Raw genomic sequence first — 25,633 nt, 5'->3', positions numbered from 1 at the left:
GCGGGGCCTTCGTCGTGCTGCCGACCCGGGCTGTGGACCGGGGCGGCGCCGTGTCTCAGTGCGCGAGGAGCTTGGAGCTCTCGTCGAGCCATTCGATGGCGGTGGGCTGCAGCTTCTCTTTGAACTTCGCGCCGTGGTGGGCGCAGAAGAGCAGTTCGCCGGTGGCCATGGTCGCGCGGATGTAGGCCTGGGCTCCGCAGCTGTCGCAGCGGTCCGCAGCGCTCAACTGGTAACGGGAGCCGAGCTCGTCGACGGCGGTCTGGTCGGTGGCCATCTGAGTCATGTGATGCTCCTCCTGACGGTGGTGCGGTGGGTGAGACACTCATCAAAACACGCCGACGTCCGTATCGCGTGACATCGGCCCCGGATTTCGCTCATCGCGTAGCGGGGACCGGGCCGTCGAGTGTCGGGACTGCCGTGTCGGCGGCCCTCGGTAGGCTGTAACGCGGCCACCGCCTCCCCGCATTCCCGTCGTCGAGAGATGACGGCGGGCCCTTCAGGAGAACCATGCCCCCCACCTCGTCCGCACCCGCCTCCGACTACTCGGCCCGGCACCTCTCGGTTCTCGAAGGCCTCGAGGCCGTGCGCAAACGCCCTGGCATGTACATCGGGTCGACCGACTCGCGCGGCCTCATGCACTGTCTCTGGGAGATCATCGACAACTCGGTCGACGAGGCCCTCGGGGGGCACGGCGACACGATCGACGTCGTGCTGCACTCGGACGACAGCGTCGAGGTCCGCGACGGTGGGCGCGGCGTGCCCGTCGACATCGAACCCAAGACGGGCCTCAGCGGCGTCGAGGTCGTGTTCACGAAGCTGCACGCCGGTGGGAAGTTCGGCGGCGGCTCGTACACGTCGTCAGGTGGGCTCCACGGCGTCGGTGCCTCGGTCGTCAACGCCCTGTCCGAGCGGCTCGACGTCGAGGTCGACCGGGGCGGCAAGACGTACGCCATGTCGTTCCGCCGCGGCGAACCCGGCACGTTCGACGACGAGGGCGAGCCCACCCCCGATTCGCCGTTCACCCCGTTCGTCTCGGGCAGCGTGCTCCGCGAGGTCGGCAAGACCAAGCGCGGTGTCACCGGCACCCGGGTGCGGTACTGGGCCGATCGGCAGATCTTCACCCGGGGGGCCTCGTTCCAGACCGACGAGCTCTCGGCCAGGGCCCGGCAGACGGCCTTCCTCATCCCCGGGCTCACGCTCACGCTGCGCGACGAGCGTGCCGGCTCGCTCACCGACGGCGGCTTCCCCCTCGAGAGCACCTTCCGTTTCGACGGGGGCATCAGCGAGTACGTCGAGTTCCTGGCGCCCGACACGGCGGTGACCGACACGTGGCGCCTGACCGGGTCGGGCACCTACACCGAGACGGTGCCGGTGCTCACGGACGGCGGTGCCATGATCGCGACCGAACTCGAGCGCCAGTGCGACGTCGACATCGCGCTGCGCTGGGGCGGGGGATACGAGACCGTCTTCCGCAGCTACGTGAACATCATCGCCACGCCGAAGGGCGGATCGCACCAGACCGGCTTCGAGGCCGGCCTCCTGAAGTTCGTGCGGCAGCAGGTCGAGGCCAACGCCCGCCGCCTCAAGGTGGGTACCGACAAGATCGAAAAGGACGACGTCCTCGCCGGTCTGACCGCCGTTCTCACCGTGCGCCTGCCCGAGCCGCAGTTCGAGGGCCAGACGAAAGAGATCCTGGGCACACCCGCCGTGCGGGCCATCGTGGCCAACGTCGTCGCCACCGAGTTCGGCAAGCTGTTCACCTCGACCCGCCGTGAAGACAAGGCCCAGACCGCCCTCGTGCTCGACAAGGTCGTCGCCGAGATGAAGACCCGCATCGCCGCCCGGGCGCACAAAGAGACCCAGCGTCGCAAGAACGCCCTCGAGAACTCGACCCTCCCGGCCAAGCTCGTCGACTGCCGGTCGAACGACGTGGCCAACAGCGAGCTGTTCATCGTCGAAGGTGACTCCGCACTGGGCACGGCCAAGGTCGCCCGCAACAGCGAGTTCCAGGCACTCCTACCCATCCGGGGCAAGATCCTCAACGTCCAGAAGGCCTCGGTCAGCGACATGCTGTCCAACCTCGAGTGCGCCTCCATCATCCAGGTGCTGGGGGCCGGGTCCGGACGGTCCTTCGATCTCGAAGCGGCCCGCTACGGCAAGGTGATCATCATGAGCGACGCCGACGTGGACGGTGCCCACATCCGGACGCTGCTGCTCACGCTGTTCTTCCGGTACATGCGACCGATGATCGAGGCCGGTCGCGTCTTCGCGGCCGTTCCACCACTGCATCGAGTGGTCGTGATGCACCCCGGCAGCAAGCCCAACGAGACGATCTACACGTACTCCGAGAAAGAGCTGCACGGCGTCCTCGCGGGGCTCAAACGCACCAACAAGAAATTCCAGGACCCCATCCAGCGGTACAAGGGTCTCGGCGAGATGGATGCCGAACAACTCCGGACCACGACGATGGAACGTCAGAACCGCATGCTGAGGCGCGTCAAGGTCGACGACGCCGAGAACGCCGCACGGGTCTTCGAGTTGTTGATGGGCAACGACGTCGCCCCTCGCAAGGAGTTCATCATCGACGGAGCCGGTCTCAGCCGCGACCGCATCGACGTCTGAGCCCCGAACGACTCGTGGCCGACGAGGACGGCGCCGCCTCTCGACTTCGAGGTGCGGTGCCGTCTCGGTCGGTCGTCCGACGCGTCACTCGCCGGGTTCGGCGCCGGCCTCGAGGCCCGTGGCCGAGTCGGTGATGTGGGCCACCGAGGCCCCGACGGATCCGACGGGTGCGTCGAGGGGCGTGCCCGACCCGTCGCGGCGTGACAGCTCGGTCGGCAGGCTCCGGACGGAGCCGTCCGGGCCGACCGCCTGCGCGGGGGCCGGTCCGACCCAGGCCAGCGACAGGGCGTCCTCGCCCTTGAGCAGCGAGTGGGATCGGACACCGCCCGTGGCGCGCCCCTTGCCCGGGTACTCGTCGAAGGCGCTGAGCTTGGCACGTCCGGGGTCGGTGCCGGCGATCGTCGAGCTGCTCGACGACACCGTCGCGACGACGGCCTCGTGACCCGCGGGCACGGCGCCGAAGAAGATGACGCTCGCGTCGTCCGGGAGGTTGATTCCGGCCACCCCACCGCCGGCGGGCCCCTGCGGTCGGACCGCCGAGGCGGTGAACCGGAGCAGCTGCGCGGCGGAGGTGACGAAGACGAGCTCGTCCTCGTCGACCCCCTGGGCGACGCCGACCACCTGATCGCCCTTCTTCAGACTGATGACCGGGAAGTCGGGTCGGGCGGGGTACTGGCCGGTCGCGACTCGTTTGACGACACCCCGGGCCGTGCCCAGCGCGATGCTCCGATCGGCGGTGAGCGAGACGAGCCCGAGCACACGTTCTTTCTTGTCGACCAAGCCGATGTAGTCCCTGATCGGGACGCCAGCACCGAGCTGGACCGACGTGGGGGGCACCGACGGGAGGTCGACGGGGGTGAGGCGGACGAGACGCCCGAGGTTCGTCACGGCTCCGATCTCGGTCCGCGTGGTCGTGTCGATGGACGACAGGACCGCATCGTGCTTCGTGCGCCGGGCCGGGGGAGTGGGGGCCGCGGAGTCGGGGTCGAGGTGGTCCACGCGCAGGACGCGGCCCGTCGTCGAGAGGAACACCCGGGTCGGGGTGTCGGCGATCTCGAGGACGGGGGTGGACCTGCTGCCGCGACCCGTCGTGGCGACGCTCGGCTTGGCCTCGGTGAGGAGGGTCCGCCGCGGGGTGCCGAACTGCTCCGCGATCTCACCGAGCTCGCTCGAGACGAGGGCGCGGAGACGCGCGGGGTCGGCCAGCAGGTCCTTGAGGTCGGCGATGGCCGCGAGCAGCTCGTCACGTTCGGCCTCGAGTTCGATGCGACTGAACCTGGTCAGTCGGCGCAGCTGCAGGTCGAGGATGTACTCGGCCTGGATCTCGCTGAGGTCGAACACCTCGCGCAGCCGAGCGCGGGCGGCGGCCGTGTCGTCGCTCGTCCGGATCACCTGGATGACCTCGTCGATGTCGACGATGGCGATGAGCAGGCCCTCGACGAGGTGGAGGCGATCCTCTTTCTTGGCCAGCCGGTAGCGGCTGCGACGCGTCACGACCGACAGGCGGTGGGCGACGTAGACCTCGAGCATCTCCCTCAGCCCGAGCGTGCGCGGTTGCCCGTCGACCAGGGCGACGTTGTTGATGCTGAAGCCGTCCTCGAGCGGCGTGTACCGGTAGAGCTGCTCGAGGACGGCCTCGGGGCTGAACCCCGTCTTGATCCCGATCACGAGACGGAGACCGTGCTTGTGGTCGGTGAGGTCGGTGACGTCCGTGATGCCGGTCAGCTTCTTCGCCTGCACCCCGTCCTTGATCTTCTCGATCACCTTCTCGGGCCCCACCAGGTAGGGCAGCTCGGTGACCACGAGACCGTTCTTCCGTGCGGTGATGCTCTCGACGCCGACCCGCGCCCGGGTCTTGAAGCTGCCCCGACCCGTCGCGTAGGCGTCGCGGACCCCGGCGAGCCCGGCGATCGTGCCGCCGGTGGGCAGGTCGGGCCCGGGCACGAACGCCATCAGGTCGTCGAGGCTCGCGTCGGGGTGGTCGATCAGGTGTCTCGCGGCGCCGACGACCTCGACGAGGTTGTGGGGCGCCATGTTCGTCGCCATTCCCACCGCGATGCCGCTCGCACCGTTCACCAGCAGGTTGGGGAAGGCCGCGGGAAGCACCTCGGGCTGCATCAACTGGTTGTCGTAGTTGGGGACGAAGTCGACGACGTCCTCGCCGAGTCCCTGTGTCATGGCCAGCGACGCCTCGGCGAGACGGGCCTCGGTGTATCGCGGTGCGGCGGGCCCGTCGTCGAGCGAGCCGAAGTTGCCGTGCCCGTCGATGAGCGGCACGCGCATGGTGAAGGGCTGCGCCTGACGCACCATGGCGTCGTAGATCGCGGTGTCGCCGTGCGGGTGGAGCTTGCCCATGACCTCGCCGACGACGCGCGCGCTCTTCACGTGGCCGCGGTCGGGCCGCAGGCCCATCTCGGACATCTGGTAGAGGATGCGGCGCTGGACCGGCTTGAGGCCGTCCCGGGCGTCGGGGAGCGCCCGTGAGTAGATGACCGAGTACGCGTACTCGAGGAACGACCCCTGCATCTCGAGCGAGACGTCGATGTCCTCGATGCGTTCGCCGTGGTCGGGGCTGCTCGTGTTCTCAGTGGTGGTCATGCACTTCTCACGGATCGGGGTGGACGGGGCACCCGATCGTCGCTGTGCCAGACTGGGGCCGGTGTCCTCCATCGTACCGGCGCGCCCCCGGGGGGCCGTGAGCCTGGCCGACGTGGTGCCCTCGTGTCTTGCGTCCCTCCGGGGTGAGGTGAACGCGCTCCGCCTGCCCGCCGCGCGGGCCGCCGTCGTCGTCCTGGTGGACGGCCTCGGCCAGGCCGCCCTCGGAGTCCGCCGAGGCCACGCCCGGACGTTGTCGGGCGTGAAGGGCAGCCTGTGGTCCGGGTGGCCCACGACCACCGCGGCGGCGCTCACGACGCTGACGACCGGGGCGCTCCCCGGCGAGCACGGCCTCGTCGGCTACTCCGCCCTCGACCCCGAGAACGATCGTGTGGTCAAGCAGCTCTCGGGCTGGGACGAGCGCATGCGACCCGACGTGTGGCAGCGCCGTCCCACCCTGTTCGAGACGTCCCCCGACGTGGAGTCCCACGCCGTGGGCCCCAAGCGCTACCGATCGTCAGGCCTGACCGAGGCCATCCTCCGGGGCGCCACCTACGACGTGGCGGAGAGCGTGAGCGACCGCTTCGAGACCGCGGCGAGGCTCGTCGACTCGACCCGCGCCTCCTTGGTGTACCTCTACGTCCCCGAACTCGACATGATCGCCCACCGTGCCGGATGGGAGTCCGACGAGTGGATCGACGCCCTCGAAGGCGTCGACGCCGAGGTGCGGAGGCTCGAGTCCACGGTCGCACCCGACGTCGGGGTGATCGTGACGGCCGACCACGGGATCGTCGACGTCGCCGAACGGCGACGCATCGTGTTCGGGGGGACGCCGGCCCTGGTCGACGGGGTGAGGCACGTGGCGGGGGAACCTCGCTGCCTGCAGCTGCACCTCGAACCCGACGCGGACGAATCCCGACGGAGCGCGCTGCTCGACGCCTGGCGGGCGGCCGAAGGAGATCGGGCCTGGGTCCTGACCCGGGCCGAGGCGGTCGAGGCCGGTTGGTTCGGGGCCATCGACCCCGCGGTGCTCCCGCGCATCGGCGACGTGATCGTCGCCGCACGCCGGGGCGTCGCCTACTACGACGGACGAGATCGCGGCGGTGAACCCGGCACGATGGTCGGTCATCACGGGTCGTGGTCCGACGACGAGACCATGGTTCCCCTGCGGACGTTCGGCGCCTACCGGCGGTGACGGTCGCAGACCCCGGGCAGAGGGGTCAGGCGGGATCGTCGTCCGAGCGCGCTCCGAAGACGATCTCGTCCCAGCTCGGCATCGAGGTGCGCCCGCGCGTCTTCTTCGCCGCCGGAGCCGCGCTGGGCATCTCGCGACGGCCGGTCCTCCCGCGGCTGCCCCGGATGCCCGTGGGTTGGACCGGTACGTCGGTCGTGCGCGCGTCGCCGTGGTGCGACGAGTCGGGCAGAACGGGCGTGGGCTTGGTGGCCCCCTCGGGCAGGTCGAAGTCGTCCAGGGGGACGTCGATCACGCGGATCGAGCCGGTGACCGGGTGGTCCGAGCGCCCGTCGTCGTCCGAGAACCGGGCGGCCTCGCGTTCTCCGCGACGACGACGCAGGGCCTCGAGCAGGTCGGCGGTCTGGTCGTGCCCGCTCGCGTCGTCCGGCGCTCGGTTGGCGGCAGCGAAGGAGGCGGTGCCCCGGACACCGGGACGCAACCGGTCGGTCGCGGTCTCGGCCGGGAGTTCGACCTCGTCGAGCTGGTCCACCAGGAAGGCACCGCTGTCGAAACGCCCCGAGGTGTCGTCGTGACGTGGCTCGCGGGACACGGCTCGCAGACGCGGGACGAGCGGACCGGCCTCCTCGCCGTGCTGGGAGAGTCGGTGGGCGTCGCCGCCGAGGGGGGCCAGCACCGACTTCTTCGGGTCGAAGCGCCACGTCGCATCGCGCTCGACCTCGTGCGTGACGAAGGCCAGGTGGACCACCCAGCCGTGCTCCGCGTCCTTGTAGGCGCTCCACTCGCGCTGCGAGGTCTCGGCACCGTCGAGTCGCTCGTCGATGACGGCTCCGAAGGTCGTCGCCTGCACGCCGGAAGCCGCGTCGTCGGCGACGGAGACCGTGACGGCCCGTGCGCTCTCGAGGACGAAGGCGCGCTCGGCCAGGACCGGACCCTCGAACCGGTGCACGTAGTCGAGGTCGGCGCCGGTCAGGTCGGCGACCTGCTGCGGGGTCCTGCCCGCCCTGACCAGGGCCTGGATCTCGCGCGGCGGTGCCTTCCGCTCGACCGGCGCGTCACCCGGGTTGGCCGCCCGGAGTTGGGAGTGGAGGGTGTGGGTGACGGGAAGGCGGTACTCGCCACCGGCGTCGGTGGAGACGAGCAGAGCTCCGCTCTGGACGCCGATGACCCTGAGATCCTGCATTTTCCACGCCTTTCACCGTCGTGATCCGGTGCCAAGAATCGCACGTCGCCACTCGTTCTCGCGGGAATACGACGGGCGTGCCGTCAGTTCTTCCGAGGCGGCTGAAAGGCCGTGGGAACGGGTTTGCTATTCGACAACGAGTGATGCAAACTGCACCCGCCGAATCGGGCACACGAACGACCGAAGAACTGGATGGGCATGGCCACCGACTACGACGCACCTCGCAAGAACGACGACGACGGCTCGGAGTCGATCGAGGGGCTCAAAGAGAGGGTCCCCGACAAGATGACCGGCGTCGTCGACGACGACGCCGACAACCCGGGCTCGTTCGAGCTCGCCGGACAGGACCTCTCGGACCTCGACCTCGACGTCGTCGTCCTCCCCCCGCAGGTCGACGAGTTCACCTGCGTCGAGTGCTTCCTGGTGAAGCACCGCTCGCAGCTCGACCACGAGACCAAGCTGGGCGCTATCTGCCGGGAGTGCGCCGCCTGAGCGCCTCCAACCGTCGGACGACCTCGTCAGGACGACGGGTCGACACCAACCAATAGGGTGCCGGGTCGTCGAGGTCCGTCAACGAGATCTTGACGACCGGTCGCACCCAGCCTCTGAAGAGGGTCCAGGCTCGCGCGTCGAGCCGGGGCCCTCTTTCTCGTGTCGCGTCGGCGCCGGTGAACCCCTCGGCCTCGCCGATCTCGTGGGCGTACAGACGGGCACGACCCGCCGTGAAGCCCTCGTCGTCGATCGTCAGCACGGGCGAGGTCAGGACGAGCAAGACGATGGCGGCCACGTAGAACACGACGGCCATCACCACGCCCACGGTCGAGTTGATCGGCAGGAAGACCAGCAGGGTGGCAGGGACGAGCAGCGCGCAGGCGATGAAGACGGAGAGCGGCGGGAGCAGGCGCTCACGGTAGGGGTTCATGACGTCCATTCGACCAGACTTCTGCACTACCCTCGACACGTGCCCCAGACCCTCGACGTCCTCATCGCCGCCGAGGCGACCTCGGTGCCCGTGTACTCCCACCCGGGCGACGCCGGCGCCGACCTGCTCTCGACACAAGACCTGGTGTTGCGTCCCGGGCACCGCGCCCTCGTCGGCACGGGCGTCTCCATCGCGCTGCCCGAGGGTTTCGCCGCGTTCGTCATGCCCCGCAGCGGACTGGCCGCCAAGCACGGCATCACCGTCGTGAACGCTCCGGGTACCGTCGACGCCGGCTACCGCGGCGAGATCAAGGTCTCGCTGCTGAACACGGACCTCGAGACCGAGCACCACGTCGCCGTCGGCGACAGGATCGCCCAACTCGTCATCATGCCGGTCGTCCGCGCGACCTTCGTCCCCGTCGCCGCGCTCCCCGAGAGCGTACGAGGGGCCGACGGGCACGGCTCCACCGGATACGCACACAACCCAGGAGGCACCGCGTGAGGAAGTCCAAACGCCGCGAGCAAGAACTGGCCGCAGTCGAGATCGACGTCGAGTCGGCGGACGTCGACGACGTCGAGGTCGACATCGAGTCCCTCGACGACGCCGAGGTCGAGGTGTTCGACGACTCGAAGTCGGCACCCGAGGACCGTGCCGACGTCGGCCCTCTGGACGAGACCGAGGCCAACCCCGTCCGTCCTTACGTCGACCTCGGTGGCGTCAAGATCCTGCCCCGAGAGGGGCTCCACCTCCGACTCGAGGTCGAAGAGGGAAGCAAGCGGGTCGTCGCCGTCGGCCTCGACTTCGCCAAGTCGACGCTGCAGGTGCAGCCGTTCGCCGCGCCGCGCACGACGGGCCTCTGGAACGAGATCCGGGGGCAGATCAGCGAGCAGATCGAGAAGCAGGGCGGTACGACGGCCGAGGTCGAGGGGCCGTTCGGTCCCGAGGTCCGCGCCGAGATCCCGGTCATGGGTGGCGACCCCGGCACGACCAGGCGAGCCCGTTTCATCGGTGTCGACGGTCCCCGATGGTTCCTCCGCGGCGTCATCGCGGGCGACGCAGCCCACGAGGGCGAGGCTGCCGAGAAGATCGAAGAGCTCTTCCGCAGCATCGTCGTGGTCCGCGGAACGACCCCCATGCCTCCGCGCGAGCTGATCCCTCTGGCCATGCCGAAGGCCGGCCCGACCGACGCCCCGGGCACCACGCCCTCGGTCGTCTGACCCGACGTGTCCGCGTCCGACGAACGGCCCGACCCGGCTGATCCGTCGCCGCTCGACGACCCCCGGGTGTCGCTCGCGGCTCAGTTGCAGGCCGCCGCGCGGCGAGCCGGCATCGGCCAGGTCGCACCCGGCGAGGTGCCCACGGCGGCAGCGCTCCTGACGGCGATCGGTGGGGTGCGCGGGCTCGTCGAGTCCATCGTCCCCGGCCTCGGCTTCGTGGTCGTGTACACGATCACCCGCGACGTCGTGCCGTCGGTCCTCATCCCGTTGGTCCTGGCCGTGGCGTTCGTCGTCGCCCGAGCCGTCCAGCGTGGCCCGGTCGCCCAGGCACTCGCCGGCGTCTTCGGCATCGCCCTCTCCGCAGGGATCGCGTTGCTCTCCGGCCGGGCCGAGAACAACTTCGTCCCCGGGCTGCTGATCAACGCCGCCTCGCTCGCCGCCATGCTGGTCAGCATCGCCGTGCGTTGGCCCCTCATCGGCATCGTGGTGGGACTCCTCACGAACGACGGCACGGGCTGGCGGGCCGATCGGGCGAAACGGCGCGTCCTCGTCCTGGCCACGTGGTTGTGGGCCGGGCTCTTCGCCGCACGTCTCGCCGTCCAGGCACCCCTCTGGCTGGCCGGTGACGTGGCCCTGCTCGGCACGCTCAAACTCGTGATGGGCGTTCCCCTCTACGCAGGGCTGCTCTGGGTGACCTGGCTGCTCGTCCGGACGGTCTACCGCGGACGCGAGGCCGCGGACGACGCGCGAGGCCCCTCGGACTGACCCGCGCCTCCTGGTGCTATGTTTTGTCTCGACATCGAGACAAATCGCTGGGATCGGCCCCGGGGACACCCCGCGGACTTAGGCTGACCTCGCTGGTGGGCGTCGCGCGCACCGGCCAAGATGAGGGCGTAGTCAGCAAGGGAGACGGCACGTGTCTGCAATCAACAGTTTCGGCTCGAAGAACACCCTCACGGTCGGGTCCACCGACTACGAGGTCTACCGCATCGACGCGGTCGAGGGTTCTTCGACGCTTCCGTTCAGCCTCAAGGTCCTGCTCGAGAACCTGCTCCGCACCGAAGACGGTGCGAACGTCACGGGCGACCAGATCCGGGCACTCGGCTCGTGGCAGCCCACCGCCGAGCCCGACACCGAGATCCAGTTCACTCCGGCGCGCGTCGTCATGCAGGACTTCACAGGGGTGCCCTGCATCGTCGACCTCGCCACCATGCGCGAGGCCGTCGCCGAGCTGGGTGGAGACCCCACCAAGATCAACCCGCTGGCACCGGCTGAACTCGTCATCGACCACTCGGTCATCGCGGACCTCTTCGGCTCCGAGAACGCGCTCGAGCGCAACGTCGAGATCGAGTACGAGCGCAACGGCGAGCGGTACCAGTTCCTCCGCTGGGGCCAGACGGCCTTCGACGACTTCAAGGTCGTGCCGCCGGGCACGGGCATCGTCCACCAGGTCAACATCGAGTACCTGGCGCGCGTCACCTACAGCCGTGAGGTCGGCGGCGTGCTGCAGGCCTACCCCGACACCCTCGTGGGCACCGACTCCCACACGACGATGGTCAACGGCCTGGGCGTGCTCGGCTGGGGCGTCGGCGGCATCGAGGCCGAGGCGGCCATGCTCGGTCAGCCCGTGTCGATGCTGATCCCCAAGGTCGTGGGCTTCAAGCTCTCCGGTTCGATCCCGACCGGCGTGACGGCCACCGACGTGGTGCTCACCATCACGCAGCAACTGCGTCGTCACGGCGTGGTCGGCAAGTTCGTCGAGTTCTACGGCGAAGGCGTGGCCGAGGTCCCCTTGGCCAACCGCGCCACCATCGGCAACATGAGCCCCGAGTTCGGTTCGACGGCGGCGATCTTCCCGATCGACGACGTGACGCTCGACTACCTGCGTCTGACCGGACGCTCGGACGAGCAGATCGACCTCGTCGAGCAGTACGCCAAGCTGCAGGGTCTCTGGCACGACCCGTCGACGGAGCCCGTCTTCAGCGAGTACCTCGAACTCGACCTCGCGACGGTCGTCCCCTCCATCGCCGGGCCCAAGCGCCCGCAGGACCGCATCGAGCTCACCGCGGCCAAGTCGCAGTTCGAGGTCGACCTCGAGAACTACGCCAGCACGGACCACTCGCACGTCGACGCCGCGGTCGAGGGCACGTTCCCCGCCTCGGACCCGATCGGCTTCACCGCCGAGGACGACGACGAGGCGCAGCCGCACTCGATCTCGCACACGTCGCATGCTCCGGCCAAGGTGTCCAAGCCGACCTCGGTCGCCCTCGGTGACGGCTCGACGTTCACCCTCGACCACGGCGCGGTCGCCATCGCTGCCATCACGTCGTGCACGAACACGTCGAACCCGTCCGTCATGCTCGCCGCGGGCCTCCTCGCCCGCAACGCCAGCAAGAAGGGCCTCAAGGCCAAGCCGTGGGTCAAGACCACCCTCGCGCCCGGGTCCAAGGTCGTCACCGACTACTACGAGAAGGCCGGCCTGACCGCCTACCTCGAAGATCTCGGCTTCTACACGGTCGGCTACGGCTGCACGACCTGCATCGGCAACTCCGGCCCCCTGCTCGACGAGATCTCGACGGCGGTGCAAGACAACGACCTGGCCGTCACGGCCGTCCTGTCCGGCAACCGCAACTTCGAGGGTCGCATCAACCCCGACGTGAAGATGAACTATCTGGCCAGCCCGCCCCTGGTCATCGCGTACGCCCTGGCCGGGTCGATGAACTTCGACTTCGAGAACGACGCCCTGGGGACGGCCGACGACGGAACCGACGTCTACCTGCGGGACATCTGGCCCGACGCCGCCGAGGTGCAGCAGACGATCAACTCCTCGATCGACACCGGCATGTTCACCCACGAGTACGCGGGGGTGTTCGACGGTGACGAGCGCTGGCGTTCCTTGCCGACACCCACCGGCGCCACCTTCGAGTGGGACTCCGAGTCCACCTACGTCCGCAAGCCCCCGTACTTCGAGGGCATGACGATCGAGACCACCCCGGTCACCGACATCCAGGGCGCCCGTGTCCTGGCGAAGCTCGGCGACTCGGTCACGACCGACCACATCAGCCCGGCCGGGTCGATCAAGGTGGACAGCCCGGCAGGCCACTACCTCGACGAGCACGGCGTCGACCGCAAGGACTTCAACTCGTACGGGTCCCGTCGCGGCAACCACGAGGTCATGATCCGGGGCACCTTCGCGAACATCCGCCTCAAGAACCAGCTGCTGGACGGTGTCGAAGGCGGTTACACCCGCGACTTCACGCAGGCCGAGGGCCCGCAGTCGTTCATCTACGACGCCAGTGCTCGCTACCAAGAGCAAGGGACGCCCCTGGTCATCCTCGGCGGCAAGGAGTACGGCTCGGGATCGTCCCGGGACTGGGCCGCGAAGGGCACGAGCCTGCTCGGGGTCAAGGCGGTCATCACCGAGAGCTTCGAACGCATCCACCGGTCGAACCTCATCGGCATGGGCGTGGTCCCCCTGCAGTTCCCTCAGGGCGAGAGCTGGGAGTCGCTCGGACTCGACGGCACCGAGCAGATCGACATCGCCGGGATCGAGCAGCTGAACGAGGGCACGACGCCGAAGACGGTCCACGTGACCGCCACTCCGACCGCCCACTCGCCCGAGGGCAAGCAGCCGGTCGAGTTCGACGCCGTCGTGCGCATCGACACCCCCGGCGAGGCGGACTACTACCGCAACGGCGGCATCCTGCAGTACGTCCTGCGCAGCCTGGTCTGATCGACAGACCCCGCACCGACCAGACCTCCGGACGATCACCCGCATCGTCCGGGGGTCGTACGGCGTTCTCGCCGGTCGCGTGCCTAGACTGGCGGGATGCCCGAGAGGGCCGAAAGGGAAGGCCAGCATGAGCCTGTTGCAGACGATCACGGGGCCTCGTGACCTCGACCGCCTGACGAACGAACAGATGGTCGAACTGGCCGCCGACATCCGCCGGTTCCTCGTGACCGAGGTGTCGAAGACCGGGGGCCACCTCGGGCCGAACCTGGGCGTCGTCGAGCTGACGTTGGCCATGCACCGGGTCTTCCACTCGCCGCACGACGCCTTCGTCTTCGACACCGGCCACCAGTCGTACGTCCACAAGCTCCTCACCGGTCGGCAGGACTTCTCCGGCCTCCGCCTCCGGGGCGGCCTCGCCGGTTACCCGCAGCGCTCCGAGTCCGAGCACGACATCGTCGAGAGCTCGCACGCCTCGAGTTCGCTCTCGTGGGCGGATGGCATCTCTCGAGCGTTCCAGCTCACCGGCCGCGACGACCGGCACGTCGTCGCCGTCGTGGGCGACGGCGCGTTGACCGGGGGCATGACGTGGGAAGCCCTGAACAACATCAGCGACGACAACGACCGTCGACTCACCATCGTCGTGAACGACAACGGCCGGTCGTACGCCCCGACCATCGGGGGAATGGCCCGTTTCCTCAACACCGTCCGCACCCGCCAGGCCTACCGCGAGCTCCACGTCGGCAGCCGGGCCGTCTTCGACCGACTCGGACACCCGGGTCGCGCCGTCTACCGCGGTGTCCGGGGTGGACTGCACGGTTTCTTGAGCCGGTTCACCAACAACGAGGCGCTCTACTCGAACCTCGACATCAAGTACATCGGGCCGGTCGACGGTCACGACCAGGTGGCCATGGAAGAAGCCCTCCTCCAGGCGAAGAACTACGGTGCCCCCGTGATCGTGCACGCGATCACCGAGAAGGGCCGCGGGTTCGATCCCGCGCGCGCCGACGTGGCCGACCAGTTCCACGCGGTCGGGCAGATCGACCCCGAGACGGGCGAGCCCCTCGAGACGGCCACCTCGCCGTCGTGGACGTCCGTGTTCGCCGACGAGATCGTCCACATCGCCGAGCACGACGCGAAGGTCGTCGGCATCACGGCCGCGATGCTGCGCCCCGTGGGCCTGCACAAACTGGCCGAGCGGTTTCCGAAGCGCGTCTTCGACGTCGGGATCGCCGAACAGCACGCGGTGACGAGCGCTGCGGGGCTGGCGTTCGGCGGCCTCCACCCCGTCGTCGCCCTGTACGCGACCTTCGTCAATCGTGCCTTCGACCAGGTGTTGATGGATGTCGCCCTCCACCGGGCGGGCGTCACCTTCGTCCTCGACCGGGCCGGCGTCACCGGGCCGGACGGTCCGAGCCACCACGGCATGTGGGACCTCGCGCTGTTGCAGATCGTGCCGCACATCCGGTTGGCCGCACCCCGAGATGCGACGCGCCTCCGCGAAGAACTCCGGGAGGCCGTCGCGGTCGACGACGCTCCCACCGTCATCCGGTTCTCCAAGGGAGCCGTCGGCGTCGAACACGAGGCCGTCGAACGTCTCGAGGACGGTGTCGAGGTGCTGCGTCGTGCGGGCCACGACGACGTCCTCATCGTCTGCGTCGGCCCGATGGCCGGGATCGGGCTCGAGGTCGCCGAACGCCTGGAGGCCCAGGGCATCGGCGCCACGGTCGTCGACCCGCGATGGGTCGTCCCCGTGCCGGGGAGCATCATCGAACTCGCGGCGACCCACCGACTCGTCATCACGATCGAGGACGGAGTCCGGGTCGGCGGGATCGGCACCCGGGTGCGGCAGGATCTCCGTGGCGCAGGCGTCGACACGGCCGTGACCGAGCTGGGCCTGCCCGACGAGTTCCTCGAGCACGGGTCCCGGGCCGAGATCCTCGAGGAGGCCGGCCTCACCCCGCAGCACATCGCCCGCGACGTCGTGGCCCAGGTGCTCGGCAGTCGCATCCCCGTCGCGAGGCCTTTGGACGAGACCGCCGCCGCGACGAGGCACGAGGACGCCCGACACGACTGAGTCCCGGTGCGGTGGCACACCACAACGATCGACGTCGAACGCCCCGTCTCGTCCGAGACGGGGCGTTCGACGTCGGTGGGCTACTCGACGCCGCGGATGGCCGGCTCGTGGAAGTCGCGACCGCGCACGCGCCGTGAGGCCCCGACGCGATCGAGGTACGGCGTGACCCCGCCCATCTGGAACGGGTACCCGGCTCCCAGGATCAGGCAGAGATCGATGTCCTCGGCGGCGGCGACCACGTGGTCGTCGAGCATGCGACCGACCTCGTCGGCGAGGCCGTCCTCGATGCGGATGCGCAGCTCGTCGTCGGTGAGTGCCGTGCCCGGCCCGGCGGCGAGGGCGACGGCCTTCTTGTCGAACCCCTTGCGACGGCCCTTCGAGTCCCGCTCGAAGATGGTGCCGTGCTCGGCCAGACGGTGCAGTCCCTCACTGGCGAAGAACCGGTCGGGGAACGCGGCGTGGTGGGTGTCGAGCACGTGCGCCCCGACGGTCAGTCCCACCAACTCGAGCAACTCGAACGGCGTCATCGGCAGGCCGAACGGGGCGGTCGCTCGATCCACTACCTCGAACGGCGTCCCCGTCTCGACGGCGTGCATGGCCTCGCCCAGCACCTTGGCCAGGATGCGGTTGACGACAAAACCAGGGGTGTCGGCCGTGATGACGGCGTTCTTCCGAAGAGCCTTCGCCGTCACCATCGCCGTGCTGAGCGTCTCGTCGTCCGTCGCCGGGGTCTTGACGACCTCGACGAGAGGCATGACCGCGACCGGATTGAAGAAGTGGAACCCGACCAGGCGCTCGGGATGCGCGAGGCGCGCCCCGATCTGCTCGACGCTCAGCGACGAGGTGTTGGTCGCCAGCACCGCGGTGTCCGAGACGACGGCCTCGACGTTCGCGAAGACCTCTTGTTTGACCGACAGCTCTTCGAAGACGGCTTCGATGACCCAGTCGGCGTCGGCGAAGTCGGCCAGGTCGGTCGTGCCCGTGATGAGCGCCTTCAGGCGGTTGGACTCATCGCGCGAGATGCGCCCCTTGCCCTGCAACTCGTCGATCTCTCCTCTGATGCGGGCGAGCGCCGTGTCGACCCGGGCCTGGTCGAGGTCGGTGATGACGACCGGGACGCGCAGGCGCCGCACGAAGAGCAAGGCGAACTGGCTCGCCATGAGTCCGGCACCCACGACGCCCACCTTGCCGATCTTCCGGGCGAGGTCGGGGGAGGGGGCTCCGGCGGGCTTCTTGGCGCGCTTCTGGACGAGGTCGAAGGCGTACATGCTCGCGTGGAACTGGTCGCCCGCCACGAGGTCGGCCAGTGCTTCGTCCTCCGCCGCGAAGCCGGTCGCCCGGTCGGTGTTCTTCGCGGCCTTGAGCAGGTCGAGTGCGGCATAGGGCGACTTCGCGACCGTGCCGATCTTCGACTCGAGTGACTTGCGCGCGACCGAGATCGCGACGTCCCACTTGACCGCACGTTCGAGCTTGCCCGGGACGTTCGGTCGCTTGACGGTGACGCGGCCGGTCAGCACTCCGTCGGCCCACCGGATGCTGTCCTCGAGGAAGGTCGCGGGGCCGAACATCACGTCGACGATGCCGAGTTCGAGCGCCTGGGCGGGCTTCAGCGTGCGGTTGTTCTTCAGGGGGTTCTCGATGACGACCTTGAGCGCGTTCTCGATGCCGATCAGGTTCGGCAGCAGCCAGGCGCCTCCCCAGCCGGGGATGATGCCGAGGAAGACCTCGGGCAGGGCGATGGCCGCCGCCGACGAGTCGACCGTCCGGTAGTCGGCGTGCAGGCCGATCTCGACGCCGCCCCCGAGGGCGAGGCCGTTCACGAAGACGAAGGTGGGCACCGCGGCGTCGTGCAGCTTGCCGAGGACCGCGTGCCCGAGCCGGGCGAGTTCGCGGGCGACGTCGCGGCTGGGGATGGCGCTGACCTTGCTGAGGTCGGCGCCCGCCGCCAGGAAGTAGGGCTTGCCGGTGACGGCGATCGCCGCGATCTCACCCGAGGAGGCGCGGGTGCGGACGGCGTCGAGGGCCGCCCCGAACTCGTGCAGCGTCGCCGGCCCCAGCGTGCTCGGCCGGGTGTGGTCACGACCGTTGTCGAGGGTGATGAGGGCGAGGACGCCACCGGAGGGCAACGGGACGTCGCGGACGTAGGAGTGCGTGACGACCTCGTCGGCCGACAGCTCGGTCAGTTGTTCGGTCGCCGAGCTCATGCGCGCGCCGCCTTCCGCGAGTAGTGGGGGTTCTCCCAGATGACGCTGCCGCCCTGGCCGAGGCCGATGCACATGGCCGTGAGGCCGTAGCGCACCTCGGGGTGCTGCTCGAACTGGCGGGCGAGCTGGATCATGAGCCGGACGCCCGAGGACGCGAGGGGATGGCCCACGGCGATGGCGCCACCCCAGGGATTCACGCGCGGATCGTCGTCGTCGATGCCGAAGTGGTCGAGCAGGGAGAGGACCTGCACCGCGAACGCCTCGTTCAGCTCGAAGAGGCCGATGTCGTCGATCGAGAGCCCGGCCTTCCGGAGCGCCTTCTCGGTGGACGGAACGGGGCCGATGCCCATGACCTCGGGCTCGACGCCGGCGAAGGCGAAGCTGACCAGGCGCATCTTGGGGGTGAGTCCGAGCTCTTTCGCCGCGGCACCGGACGCCATCAGGCTCACCGTCGCACCGTCGTTGAGACCGGACGAGTTGCCGGCGGTGACGCGACCGTGCGGCCGGAAGGGGGTACGAAGCCCGGCCAGACCCTCCATCGTGGTCTCGGGACGGGGTGCCTCGTCGCGCGTGGCCAACCCCCAGCCCTGATCCGTCTTGATCGCCACCGGGACGAGGTCGGGCTGGATCTGGCCGGCGTCGTAGGCGGCCGCGAGTTTCTGTTGCGATCGCAGGGCGTAGCGGTCGGACCGCTCCTTGGTCAGCTGGGGGAACCGGTCGTGGATGCGCTCCGCGGTGTTGCCCATGTTGAGTGCCTCGCCGCTGACGAGCTTCTCGGCGACGAACCGGGGGTTCGGGTCGGCGGCGAACCCCATCGGGTGCCGACCCATGTGCTCCACCCCGCCGGCGAGGGCGACGTCGTAGGCACCGAAGGCGATGCCGCCGGCGACGCTCGTCACACTGGTCATGGCACCGGCGCACATGCGGTCGATGGCGTACCCGGGCACGGACTGGGGGAGCCCTGCGAGCAGCGCCGTCGTGCGCCCCAGGGTGAGGCCCTGGTCGCCCTGCTGCGTCGTCGCGGCGATGGCGACGTCGTCGATGCGTTCGGGCGGGAGGGACGGATTGCGTTCGAGCAGACCCTTCATCGCCTTGACGACCAGGTCGTCGGCGCGGGTCTGCCAGTACATGCCTTTGTCGCCGGCCCGCCCGAACGGGGTGCGTACCCCGTCGACGAACACGACATCGTTGCTCTCGGCCACATTGCCTCCAGTGTCAGGATCTGATCCCGATCTTAGGGACGACACCGAGGGGCCGAGAATCGTTCGAGCAATCCTACGAAGCGCTGTCGCCCGTCGCCTCGGGCTCTTGGTGGGCGTCGACAAAGGCCTCGGCGACCGCCTCGGCGACGGCCTCGACCTGCCAGGCCCGGGCACCCAGCTCCACCAACGCGGCCGCGATGGTCGGTGCGTCGAAGGGGATGGGCGGGTCCCAGGCGAGCCGCCGCAGGGTCTCGGGCGTCAGCAGGTTCTCGACGGGCAGGTCGAGCCCCTCGGCGATCTCGGTGACCTTGGGGCGGACCGCCTTGTAGCGCGCGTCGGCCAGCGGGTTCTTGTCCGCCCACGATCGCGGCGGGGGGAGGGTGTCGCTCGCCGGCCCTCGGTGCGAGGGCAGGTCCGTCGTCTCGCGGCCCCGTTCGATCGCCGCGAACCAACGGTCGAGCTCACTGCGACTGGCGCGACCGACGAACTCCTTGATGCCGGCCAGTGACCGTTTGTCGGTGGGCATTGCTTTGGTGGCGGCCACGAGAGAGGAGTCCGGGACGAGACGACCCGGTGCCGTGTCGATCTCGCGGGCGTAGTCGTCGCGTGCCTGCCAGAGCTCCCGAGCCACGGCGAGCGAGCGGGATCCGCGGACGCTGTGCAGCCCGGTCAGTCGGCGCCACGGGTCGACCTTCGCCGGCTTGGCCTCGCGGCGCAGGGTGGCCTCGAACTCCTGACGCGCGATGTCGAGCTTGCCCGCGTCCGCGAGCACCGCCTCCATGGCGTCGCGCAGGTCGACGAGCAGCTCGACGTCGAGCGCCGCGTAGACGAGCCAACTCTGCGGCAACGGCCTCGTGGACCAGTCGGCGGCACTGTGCTCCTTCGCGAGGTGGATGCCCAGCAGCTGCTCGACGACGGCACCGAGCCCGACCTTCGGCAGGCCGGCGAGGCGTGCGCCCAGTTCGGTGTCGAAGATGCGGCTCGGGTCGAGGCCGACCTCGCGCAGGCACGCCAGGTCCTGGCTGGCGGCGTGCAGCACCCATTCCTCGTCGCCGATCACGTCCTGCAGTTCGGCGAAGGAGCCGATGGCGGGCGGATCGAGCAGGAACACCCCCGAGCCGCGTCGGAACACCTGGATGAGGTAGGCCCGCTGCGAGTAGCGATAGCCGGAGGCGCGTTCGGCGTCGATCGAGACCGGCCCGGTCCCGGCGCGGATCGCCTCGACGGCGGCCAGGTAGCCCTGCCGATCGTCGATGACCGTGACCTCGCCGTGCAGCGAGTCCGCGGTCTCGACGACGGGTCGGACGGTGACCCGGGGTCGTGAGCCGCGCGTCGCGGAGCCGTCGGGTGCCGACTCGTCGGGTGCTGACTCGTCTGGTGTCGCTGTGGTCATGTCTCCGCTGTTCTCTCCGGGGGCGCTGTTCTGTTCCGGTGGTTCAGTCTCGTCCGACCCGCCGCGAGGCGAGGAGCGTGACTCCTTCGACTGTCGGGGGCAGGCCGGCGAGCGTGCAGATCAACTCGCTCCAGGCCTCGATGTGCGGGGCCAGGTCGGTGGTGGTGGGGCTCCAGGACGCCCGGAGCTCGAGCTGGGCCCCGTCGCCGTGGCTGGCCAGCTCACCGTAGCCGGTCGAGAGGATCTTGGTCGCGGTGCCCGATGCCTGGTCGTAGGAGGCTCCGCGGGCGTCGAGGCTGTCGACGAGCCAGGACCACGCCACGTCGGCCACGAACGGGTCGAGCGCGATCTCGGTCTCGAGGGGCGCCTGCGCGAAACTCACGACCCGGAACGGTCCGCCCCAGGCCTCGGGTTCGTCGTCGTCGTAGAGCAGCACGAAGCGGCCCGTGCCGAGGTCGGGGTCGGGACGGCCGGACGCGCCGACGACGTCCCCCGCGAGGGCCAGCGCGTGGGGGGCGAGGCCCTTCGGGGCGGGGATCTCGGTCACGGCGAGGGCGTCCCGCGCGGCGGCACGGTGGACGGACTCGACGGCCGCGGCGAAGGCGGGCGGCCGGGTCGGCGTCGGGGGGATCTCGGACACCCTGGAAGACTAGGGTCGATCCCGAGGGCGACCCCCGCGGCACGCCGCGCCCGGCTCAGCAGATCCACAGGTCACCCTCGACCCCACCTCACGCCCCACGAGGAGTCGCCCGTGAACCGCCCCGCATCCACCGACCGACGGGGCATCGGCCCGCTCGCCGTCGTCTCGATCACGGTCGGGGGCACCGTGCTCGCGTCGTCCGCGGCCCTCGCGTCGGGGATCGTCGCCATCGCCCGCAAGATCGTCACGCCGGCCCGCAGGCGGCGAGACGACGTGCGAGTCGACGCCTACGACCCCGTCGCCGGGACGATCACCCTCCGTTCGACGCCCGACACGCGCCTCCCCGGTCGCTACAGCTTCTGGTACGCTCGGGGTCGAGGCCACGCCCGCGTGGGCGACGTCGTCCGCGACGACGGCCGGTCCGTCGAGCGTCGCGTCGAGGGCGTCGACGGGCCCGGTCTCGACCGGGCCCACCGGGGCCGCATCGGTGGCTGGCTGTTCCCGACACCCCGGGACGCGGGCCTCCCCGCGGAGGAGGTCGCGATCGCCACGGAGGTCGGTCAGGCCCCCGCCTGGCTCGTCCCCGCCGCGGGCGGCCTCGAGGGCCCGTGGATGATCGGGGTGCACGGTCGTGGGGTGACCCGCGCCGAGACGATCCGGGCGGCTCCGGTCTTCCACCGAGAGGGCCTGACCTCGCTCCTCGTGTCGTACCGCAACGACGGCGAGGCACCCCGATCGCCGGACGGACGCTACGCCCTGGGCGACTCCGAATGGCGCGACGTCGAGGCGGCGATCCGGTTCGCCCTCGACCACGGTGCGACGTCCGTCGTGTTGATGGGATGGTCCATGGGCGGAGCGCTCGTGCTGCAGGCAGCCACGCGCTCCTCCCTGCGCGGCGTCGTCTCGGGCCTCGTGCTCGAGTCGCCCGTCGTCGACTGGAGGACGACCCTCGCCTACCAGGGGGCGGCCATGCGGGTGCCGCAGGTCGTCCAGGGTCTGGTGCTGCGCCTCCTGGGCTCGCCCCTGCTCTGTCGGTTGGCCGGCAGCGCCGAGCCGATCGACTTCGACCGGCTCGACCTCGTCTCGCGGGCCGGAGAGCTCGACCTGCCGGTGCTGTTGCTGCACAGCGACGACGACGGTTTCGTGCCGTCCACCGCGTCACACGCGTTGGCCGAGGCACGGCCCGACCTCGTGACCTTCGAGGTGTTCGAGGTCGCGCGGCACACGAAGCTCTGGAACCTCGACCCCGAGCGCTTCGAGGGGGCGATCACCGGGTGGGTCGGTCGTCACCGACTCGCGGGGCCGCCGTCGACCGACCACCGCGCGTAGAGCGTGCTCTGCTCGTCGACCAGCAACTGACCGAGCACGAGCGACGCGGGGTCGAAGCGTTCGCGACCGAAGACGGGCAGGCCGCTGCCGATCACGACGGGCGAGGTCGACAGGCACAGCTCGTCGACCAGGCCGTCCCGCAGGAACTGACCGGCGAGCGAGGGGCCGCCCTCGCAGACGAGCGAACGGAGGCGCTGCTCGCGCAGGCAACGCAGGATCGCGGCGGGCTCCAACCGTCCGTCGGCGTCCGGTGCGGTCAGCACGGTGGCGACCGCCCAGATCTCGTCGCCGAGGGTCTCACGGACCCGGTCCCGGGCGGATCCGGGGCACACGACGACGACCCGACCGGCCTCCGACGGGTCCATGCGATGGCCCGAGAGGTCGCCCGACGACGTGACGACGACGAGTCGTGAGGACTTCGGCACCCGGTAGCCCTCGGCCCGCACGCTGGCCGCACCCACGAGGACGCCGTCGGCCAGCGAGCGGATGGCCGCCAGGATCGTGCGGTCGGTGGCGTTGCTCAGCGTCTCGGAGGTGCCGTCGGAGCCCGCGGCGTCACCACTGACCGCGGCGATCAGGTTGAGTCGCAGCCAGGTCTCGCGGGGTGGGGCGTACAGTTCGCGGATCCGGGCAGGGGTCGAGTCCTCGTCGATGTCGAGCTCCAGCCCGACGTCGCCTGGACGCTCGAGGGCGTGCAGCACCCGGAGCGTCACGCGCCGGCGGTCCGATCGCGGATCTGGCGCTTGGCGCGACCGAGCAGGGCGGTCATGCCACGGATCCGCAACGGGCTCACCGCCTCGGTCAGACCGATCGTCTGCGGGTAGTCGTCGGGGACGTCGTCGAGGACCTGGGCGACGGTGAGCCCGTCGAGCCCTTGGGCGAGGATCGACGCGAAGCCACGGGTCGTGGGTGCTTCGCGCGGTGCCGTCGCGTGCAGGTGCACCCGACCGTCGGTCACCTCGACGAACAGGAACACGGGGGACTGGCACTCGACCACCCGCTCGAGCAGGTCGGGGTGGTCGGCGTACCGGGCCGGCAGTTCGGGCAGCTCGTTCGAGAACTCGAGCAGCAGCTGCAGACGGTTCCGCACGTCCAGGGCGAGGAACTCCTCGCGGATCTCGACGAGCGGCTCGGGCAGGGCGACGTCGGTCACCGGGCCGGCACCTCGCCGGGCTCGGTGCCCTGCACGATCGGCACGCGGACGGCGCTGCCCCACTCGGTCCAGGAGCCGTCGTAGTTGCGCACGTCCTCGAAGCCCATGAGGTGCTTGAGCACGAACCAGGTGTGGCTCGACCGCTCGCCGATGCGGCAGTAGGCGACGACCTGGTCGCCGCCGGAGAGGCCCGCGCCGTCGCGATAGATGGCGTCGAGCTCGGCGAGCGGCCGGAAGGTGCCGTCGTCGGCCGCGGCCTTGCCCCACGGCACGTTCTGCGCGCTCGGGATGTGACCGGCGCGGAGGGCCCCCTCGTCGGGGTAGGCCGGAGCCGTGGTGCGCTGACCCGAGAACTCCTCGGGGGAGCGCACGTCGATCAGCGGCTTGCCGAGGTGGGCCAGCACGTCGTCCTTGTAGGCGCGGATGACGCTGTCGTCTCGCTCGACGACGGGGTAGTCGGTGGCTTCGACCGCGGGGGCGTCGGTCGTGTAGTCGCGGCCCTCGGCCTCCCACTTCGCCCGCCCGCCGTCGAGCAGGCGGACGTCCTCGTGCCCGAACAGCGAGAACACCCAGAGCGCGTAGGCGGCCCACCAGTTGTTCTTGTCGCCGTAGATGACGACGGTGCTGTCGCGCGAGATGCCGCTGCGGGCCATCAACGCGGCGAAGCCCTCGCCGTCGACGTAGTCGCGCTGCACCGGGTCGTTGAGGTCGAGGTGCCAGTCGATCTTGACGGCCCCGGCGATGTGGCCGGTCTCGTACAACAGGACGTCCTCGTCGGACTCGACGACGACGAGCCCGGGGGTGCCGAGGTGCTGCTGCAACCACTCGGTGCTGACGAGACGCTCGGGGTGGGCGTACTCGCCGAAGCGGGCGGACGTGTCGTGCTCGACGGCCATGGTGTCTCCTTGTGCGGGTGTCGGGATGGAGCCGACGTCGGGCGACGGGTGACGCCCGGCGGCGTAGGATCGCCTCTGGTCGGCCCCGTCGAGGTTACGCATGCCGCGTGACCGTCGCCCGGGAACCGTACGACTCTGACACAGATCCCCGCCCACACCGTTGCGAGGCCGCGCCCATGCCCCCCGAATCCGTCAGCACCCTCGTCTCGTTGACCGACCGCACGCCGACGATCACGGGGGCCGAGATCGTGACGCAACTCGTGCCTCCTCGTCAGTTCGCCGAGGCCTCGCTCGAGAACTACCGACCCGACCCGGACTTCGCCTCGCAGGCCGAGGCGGTCGCCGCCGTGACGGCGTTCGGAGGCGCGGGTGCCGACGCCCCGCGGAGGGGTCTGTTCCGCAAGAAGCCGCCCGCCCCGGCCGTGCGTCCCGGCCTCTACCTCGACGGCGGGTTCGGCGTGGGCAAGACCCACCTGCTCGCCGCCCTCTGGAACCGCACGCCCGGACGGCGTTACTTCGGCACGTTCATCGAGTACACCGCGCTGGTCGGCGCCGTCGGCTACGCCGGTGCCGCCGCGCAGCTCAAGGGCGCCGCCCTGGTGTGCATCGACGAGTTCGAGCTCGACGACCCGGGCGACACGATGATGATGACCCGGCTGCTCGGCGACCTGGCCGACGACGGCACCCGCATCGCCGCCACCTCGAACACGCCGCCCAACGCCCTCGGCGAGGGCCGGTTCGCCGCGGCGGACTTCCTCCGCGAGATCCAGGGGCTGAGCGACAAGTTCCTCACCCTGCGCATCGACGGGAACGACTACCGGCGTCGAGAGGTCGAGGCCCGGGCACACGTGGTCGACGACGTCGACGCGGCGGCGGCGTCCCTCGGCGGCACCGTGTCGCTCGACGACTTCGACGGCGTCGTCGCGCACCTCGCGACGGTCCACCCCAGCAAGTACGTCAAGCTCGTCGACGACCTCGACGCGGTGGGGCTGCGTGACGTCCACGTCCTCACCAGCCAGGTCGACGCGTTGCGACTCGTGGCTTTCGTCGACCGTCTCTACGACGCGCAGATCCGGGTCGTCGCGTCGGGCACGCCCCTCGATCAGGTCTTCTCGGACGAGATGTTGGCCGGCGGCTATCGCAAGAAGTACCTGCGGGCCGTCTCGCGCCTGGTGGCGCTCACCTCGCTCTGAGGACATCCCCACCCGGCACGGGGTGAGCCGAAACACGTTGTTTACCTGCGCCCGAATCGTGTTACATCGGGGAAACAATCCCGCA

Annotated in this window: 21 protein-coding genes; 10 read left to right on the top strand and 11 right to left on the bottom strand. The window is 70.0% G+C overall.

Annotated features, from left to right (window positions below; all coding sequences use genetic code 11):
- Positions 1-55: 55 nt before the first annotated feature.
- Positions 56-283 carry a DUF7455 domain-containing protein gene (locus tag AC1MBW_RS14715; RefSeq protein ID WP_043592677.1) on the bottom strand — a complete coding sequence of 76 codons (228 nt, stop codon included), beginning with the start codon at positions 281-283 and terminating at the stop codon, positions 56-58.
- A gap of 224 nt (positions 284-507) precedes the next feature.
- On the opposite strand from AC1MBW_RS14715, the gene AC1MBW_RS14710 reads away from it, so the two are divergent.
- Complete coding sequence (locus tag AC1MBW_RS14710) at positions 508-2,622, top strand: DNA gyrase/topoisomerase IV subunit B (RefSeq protein ID WP_054146014.1); 2,115 nt, start codon at positions 508-510, stop codon at positions 2,620-2,622.
- A gap of 84 nt (positions 2,623-2,706) precedes the next feature.
- Here AC1MBW_RS14710 and AC1MBW_RS14705 read toward each other — a convergent pair whose 3' ends face one another.
- Positions 2,707-5,220, bottom strand: a complete 2,514-nt coding sequence (locus AC1MBW_RS14705; protein WP_054146015.1) for a DNA gyrase/topoisomerase IV subunit A — start codon at positions 5,218-5,220, stop codon at positions 2,707-2,709.
- A 61-nt stretch (positions 5,221-5,281) separates the two neighbouring features.
- Between AC1MBW_RS14705 and AC1MBW_RS14700 the strand changes: the two genes are divergently transcribed.
- Positions 5,282-6,412 (top strand): alkaline phosphatase family protein, encoded by a 1,131-nt coding sequence (locus AC1MBW_RS14700; RefSeq protein WP_480024923.1) that lies wholly within the window; start codon positions 5,282-5,284, stop codon positions 6,410-6,412.
- A 25-nt stretch (positions 6,413-6,437) separates the two neighbouring features.
- On the opposite strand, the gene sepH is transcribed toward AC1MBW_RS14700, so the two are convergent.
- Complete coding sequence (sepH, locus tag AC1MBW_RS14695) at positions 6,438-7,592, bottom strand: septation protein SepH (RefSeq protein WP_480024922.1); 1,155 nt, start codon at positions 7,590-7,592, stop codon at positions 6,438-6,440.
- A gap of 198 nt (positions 7,593-7,790) precedes the next feature.
- Between sepH and AC1MBW_RS14690 the strand changes: the two genes are divergently transcribed.
- Positions 7,791-8,084, top strand: coding sequence for a DUF4193 domain-containing protein (locus AC1MBW_RS14690; protein WP_043592858.1), 294 nt, complete (start codon positions 7,791-7,793; stop codon positions 8,082-8,084).
- Here AC1MBW_RS14690 and AC1MBW_RS14685 read toward each other — a convergent pair.
- Positions 8,059-8,514 (bottom strand): DUF3093 domain-containing protein, encoded by a 456-nt coding sequence (locus AC1MBW_RS14685; RefSeq protein ID WP_480024921.1) that lies wholly within the window; start codon positions 8,512-8,514, stop codon positions 8,059-8,061. The genes AC1MBW_RS14690 and AC1MBW_RS14685 overlap by 26 nt on opposite strands.
- Positions 8,515-8,553: 39 nt before the next feature.
- Between AC1MBW_RS14685 and dut the strand changes: the two genes are divergently transcribed.
- From dut to dxs, 5 genes are all read left to right on the top strand, one after another.
- The gene (gene dut / locus AC1MBW_RS14680; RefSeq protein ID WP_480024920.1) at positions 8,554-9,015 is read left to right on the top strand and encodes a dUTP diphosphatase; all 462 of its coding nucleotides are present in this window, start codon (positions 8,554-8,556) and stop codon (positions 9,013-9,015) included.
- Positions 9,016-9,098: 83 nt separating this feature from the next.
- A complete protein-coding gene (locus tag AC1MBW_RS14675; protein ID WP_480026126.1) occupies positions 9,099-9,731 on the top strand; it encodes a DUF3710 domain-containing protein in 633 nt (210 codons plus the stop codon).
- A 6-nt stretch (positions 9,732-9,737) separates the two neighbouring features.
- A complete protein-coding gene (locus AC1MBW_RS14670) occupies positions 9,738-10,496 on the top strand; it encodes a DUF3159 domain-containing protein (RefSeq protein ID WP_480024919.1) in 759 nt (252 codons plus the stop codon).
- Positions 10,497-10,647: 151 nt separating this feature from the next.
- A complete protein-coding gene (acnA, locus tag AC1MBW_RS14665) occupies positions 10,648-13,464 on the top strand; it encodes an aconitate hydratase AcnA (protein ID WP_480024918.1) in 2,817 nt (938 codons plus the stop codon).
- A gap of 127 nt (positions 13,465-13,591) precedes the next feature.
- Complete coding sequence (dxs, locus tag AC1MBW_RS14660) at positions 13,592-15,538, top strand: 1-deoxy-D-xylulose-5-phosphate synthase (RefSeq protein ID WP_054146020.1); 1,947 nt, start codon at positions 13,592-13,594, stop codon at positions 15,536-15,538.
- An 80-nt stretch (positions 15,539-15,618) separates the two neighbouring features.
- Here dxs and AC1MBW_RS14655 read toward each other — a convergent pair whose 3' ends face one another.
- The 4 genes from AC1MBW_RS14655 to AC1MBW_RS14640 all read right to left on the bottom strand — a co-directional run bounded on the left by AC1MBW_RS14655 (position 15,619) and on the right by AC1MBW_RS14640 (position 20,977).
- Positions 15,619-17,742 (bottom strand): 3-hydroxyacyl-CoA dehydrogenase NAD-binding domain-containing protein, encoded by a 2,124-nt coding sequence (locus AC1MBW_RS14655; RefSeq protein WP_054146021.1) that lies wholly within the window; start codon positions 17,740-17,742, stop codon positions 15,619-15,621.
- Positions 17,739-18,944, bottom strand: coding sequence for a thiolase family protein (locus AC1MBW_RS14650; protein WP_054146022.1), 1,206 nt, complete (start codon positions 18,942-18,944; stop codon positions 17,739-17,741). Before AC1MBW_RS14650 ends, AC1MBW_RS14655 begins: the two co-directional genes overlap by 4 nt.
- A 73-nt stretch (positions 18,945-19,017) precedes the next feature.
- On the bottom strand, positions 19,018-20,337 hold the full coding sequence (locus AC1MBW_RS14645) for an HRDC domain-containing protein (RefSeq protein ID WP_480024917.1): 1,320 nt from the start codon (positions 20,335-20,337) through the stop codon (positions 19,018-19,020).
- A 43-nt stretch (positions 20,338-20,380) separates the two neighbouring features.
- Positions 20,381-20,977: a DUF3000 domain-containing protein gene (locus AC1MBW_RS14640; protein ID WP_480024916.1), complete on the bottom strand. Its 597-nt coding sequence runs from the start codon at positions 20,975-20,977 to the stop codon at positions 20,381-20,383.
- Between the two features lie 111 nt (positions 20,978-21,088).
- On the opposite strand from AC1MBW_RS14640, the gene AC1MBW_RS14635 reads away from it, so the two are divergent.
- The gene (locus AC1MBW_RS14635) at positions 21,089-22,306 is read left to right on the top strand and encodes an alpha/beta hydrolase family protein (RefSeq protein ID WP_480024915.1); all 1,218 of its coding nucleotides are present in this window, start codon (positions 21,089-21,091) and stop codon (positions 22,304-22,306) included.
- Here AC1MBW_RS14635 and AC1MBW_RS14630 read toward each other — a convergent pair.
- From AC1MBW_RS14630 to AC1MBW_RS14620, 3 genes are read right to left on the bottom strand one after another with little or no spacing between them, the layout of a single operon-like run.
- Positions 22,264-23,019 (bottom strand): dihydrofolate reductase family protein, encoded by a 756-nt coding sequence (locus tag AC1MBW_RS14630; RefSeq protein WP_054146024.1) that lies wholly within the window; start codon positions 23,017-23,019, stop codon positions 22,264-22,266. The genes AC1MBW_RS14635 and AC1MBW_RS14630 overlap by 43 nt on opposite strands.
- Complete coding sequence (locus AC1MBW_RS14625) at positions 23,016-23,459, bottom strand: SufE family protein (protein ID WP_054146025.1); 444 nt, start codon at positions 23,457-23,459, stop codon at positions 23,016-23,018. Before AC1MBW_RS14625 ends, AC1MBW_RS14630 begins: the two co-directional genes overlap by 4 nt.
- Positions 23,456-24,355 (bottom strand): sulfurtransferase, encoded by a 900-nt coding sequence (locus AC1MBW_RS14620; RefSeq protein WP_480024914.1) that lies wholly within the window; start codon positions 24,353-24,355, stop codon positions 23,456-23,458. Before AC1MBW_RS14620 ends, AC1MBW_RS14625 begins: the two co-directional genes overlap by 4 nt.
- Before the next feature lie 176 nt (positions 24,356-24,531).
- On the opposite strand from AC1MBW_RS14620, the gene zapE reads away from it, so the two are divergent.
- Positions 24,532-25,548, top strand: a complete 1,017-nt coding sequence (gene zapE / locus AC1MBW_RS14615; protein WP_480024913.1) for a cell division protein ZapE — start codon at positions 24,532-24,534, stop codon at positions 25,546-25,548.
- Positions 25,549-25,633 lie beyond the last annotated feature (85 nt).

It is taken from the genome of Frigoribacterium sp. AP1 (assembly GCF_056680555.1).
Note: the sequence above shows the minus strand (reverse complement) of the source record. Positions and strands in the feature narration are given on the sequence as shown.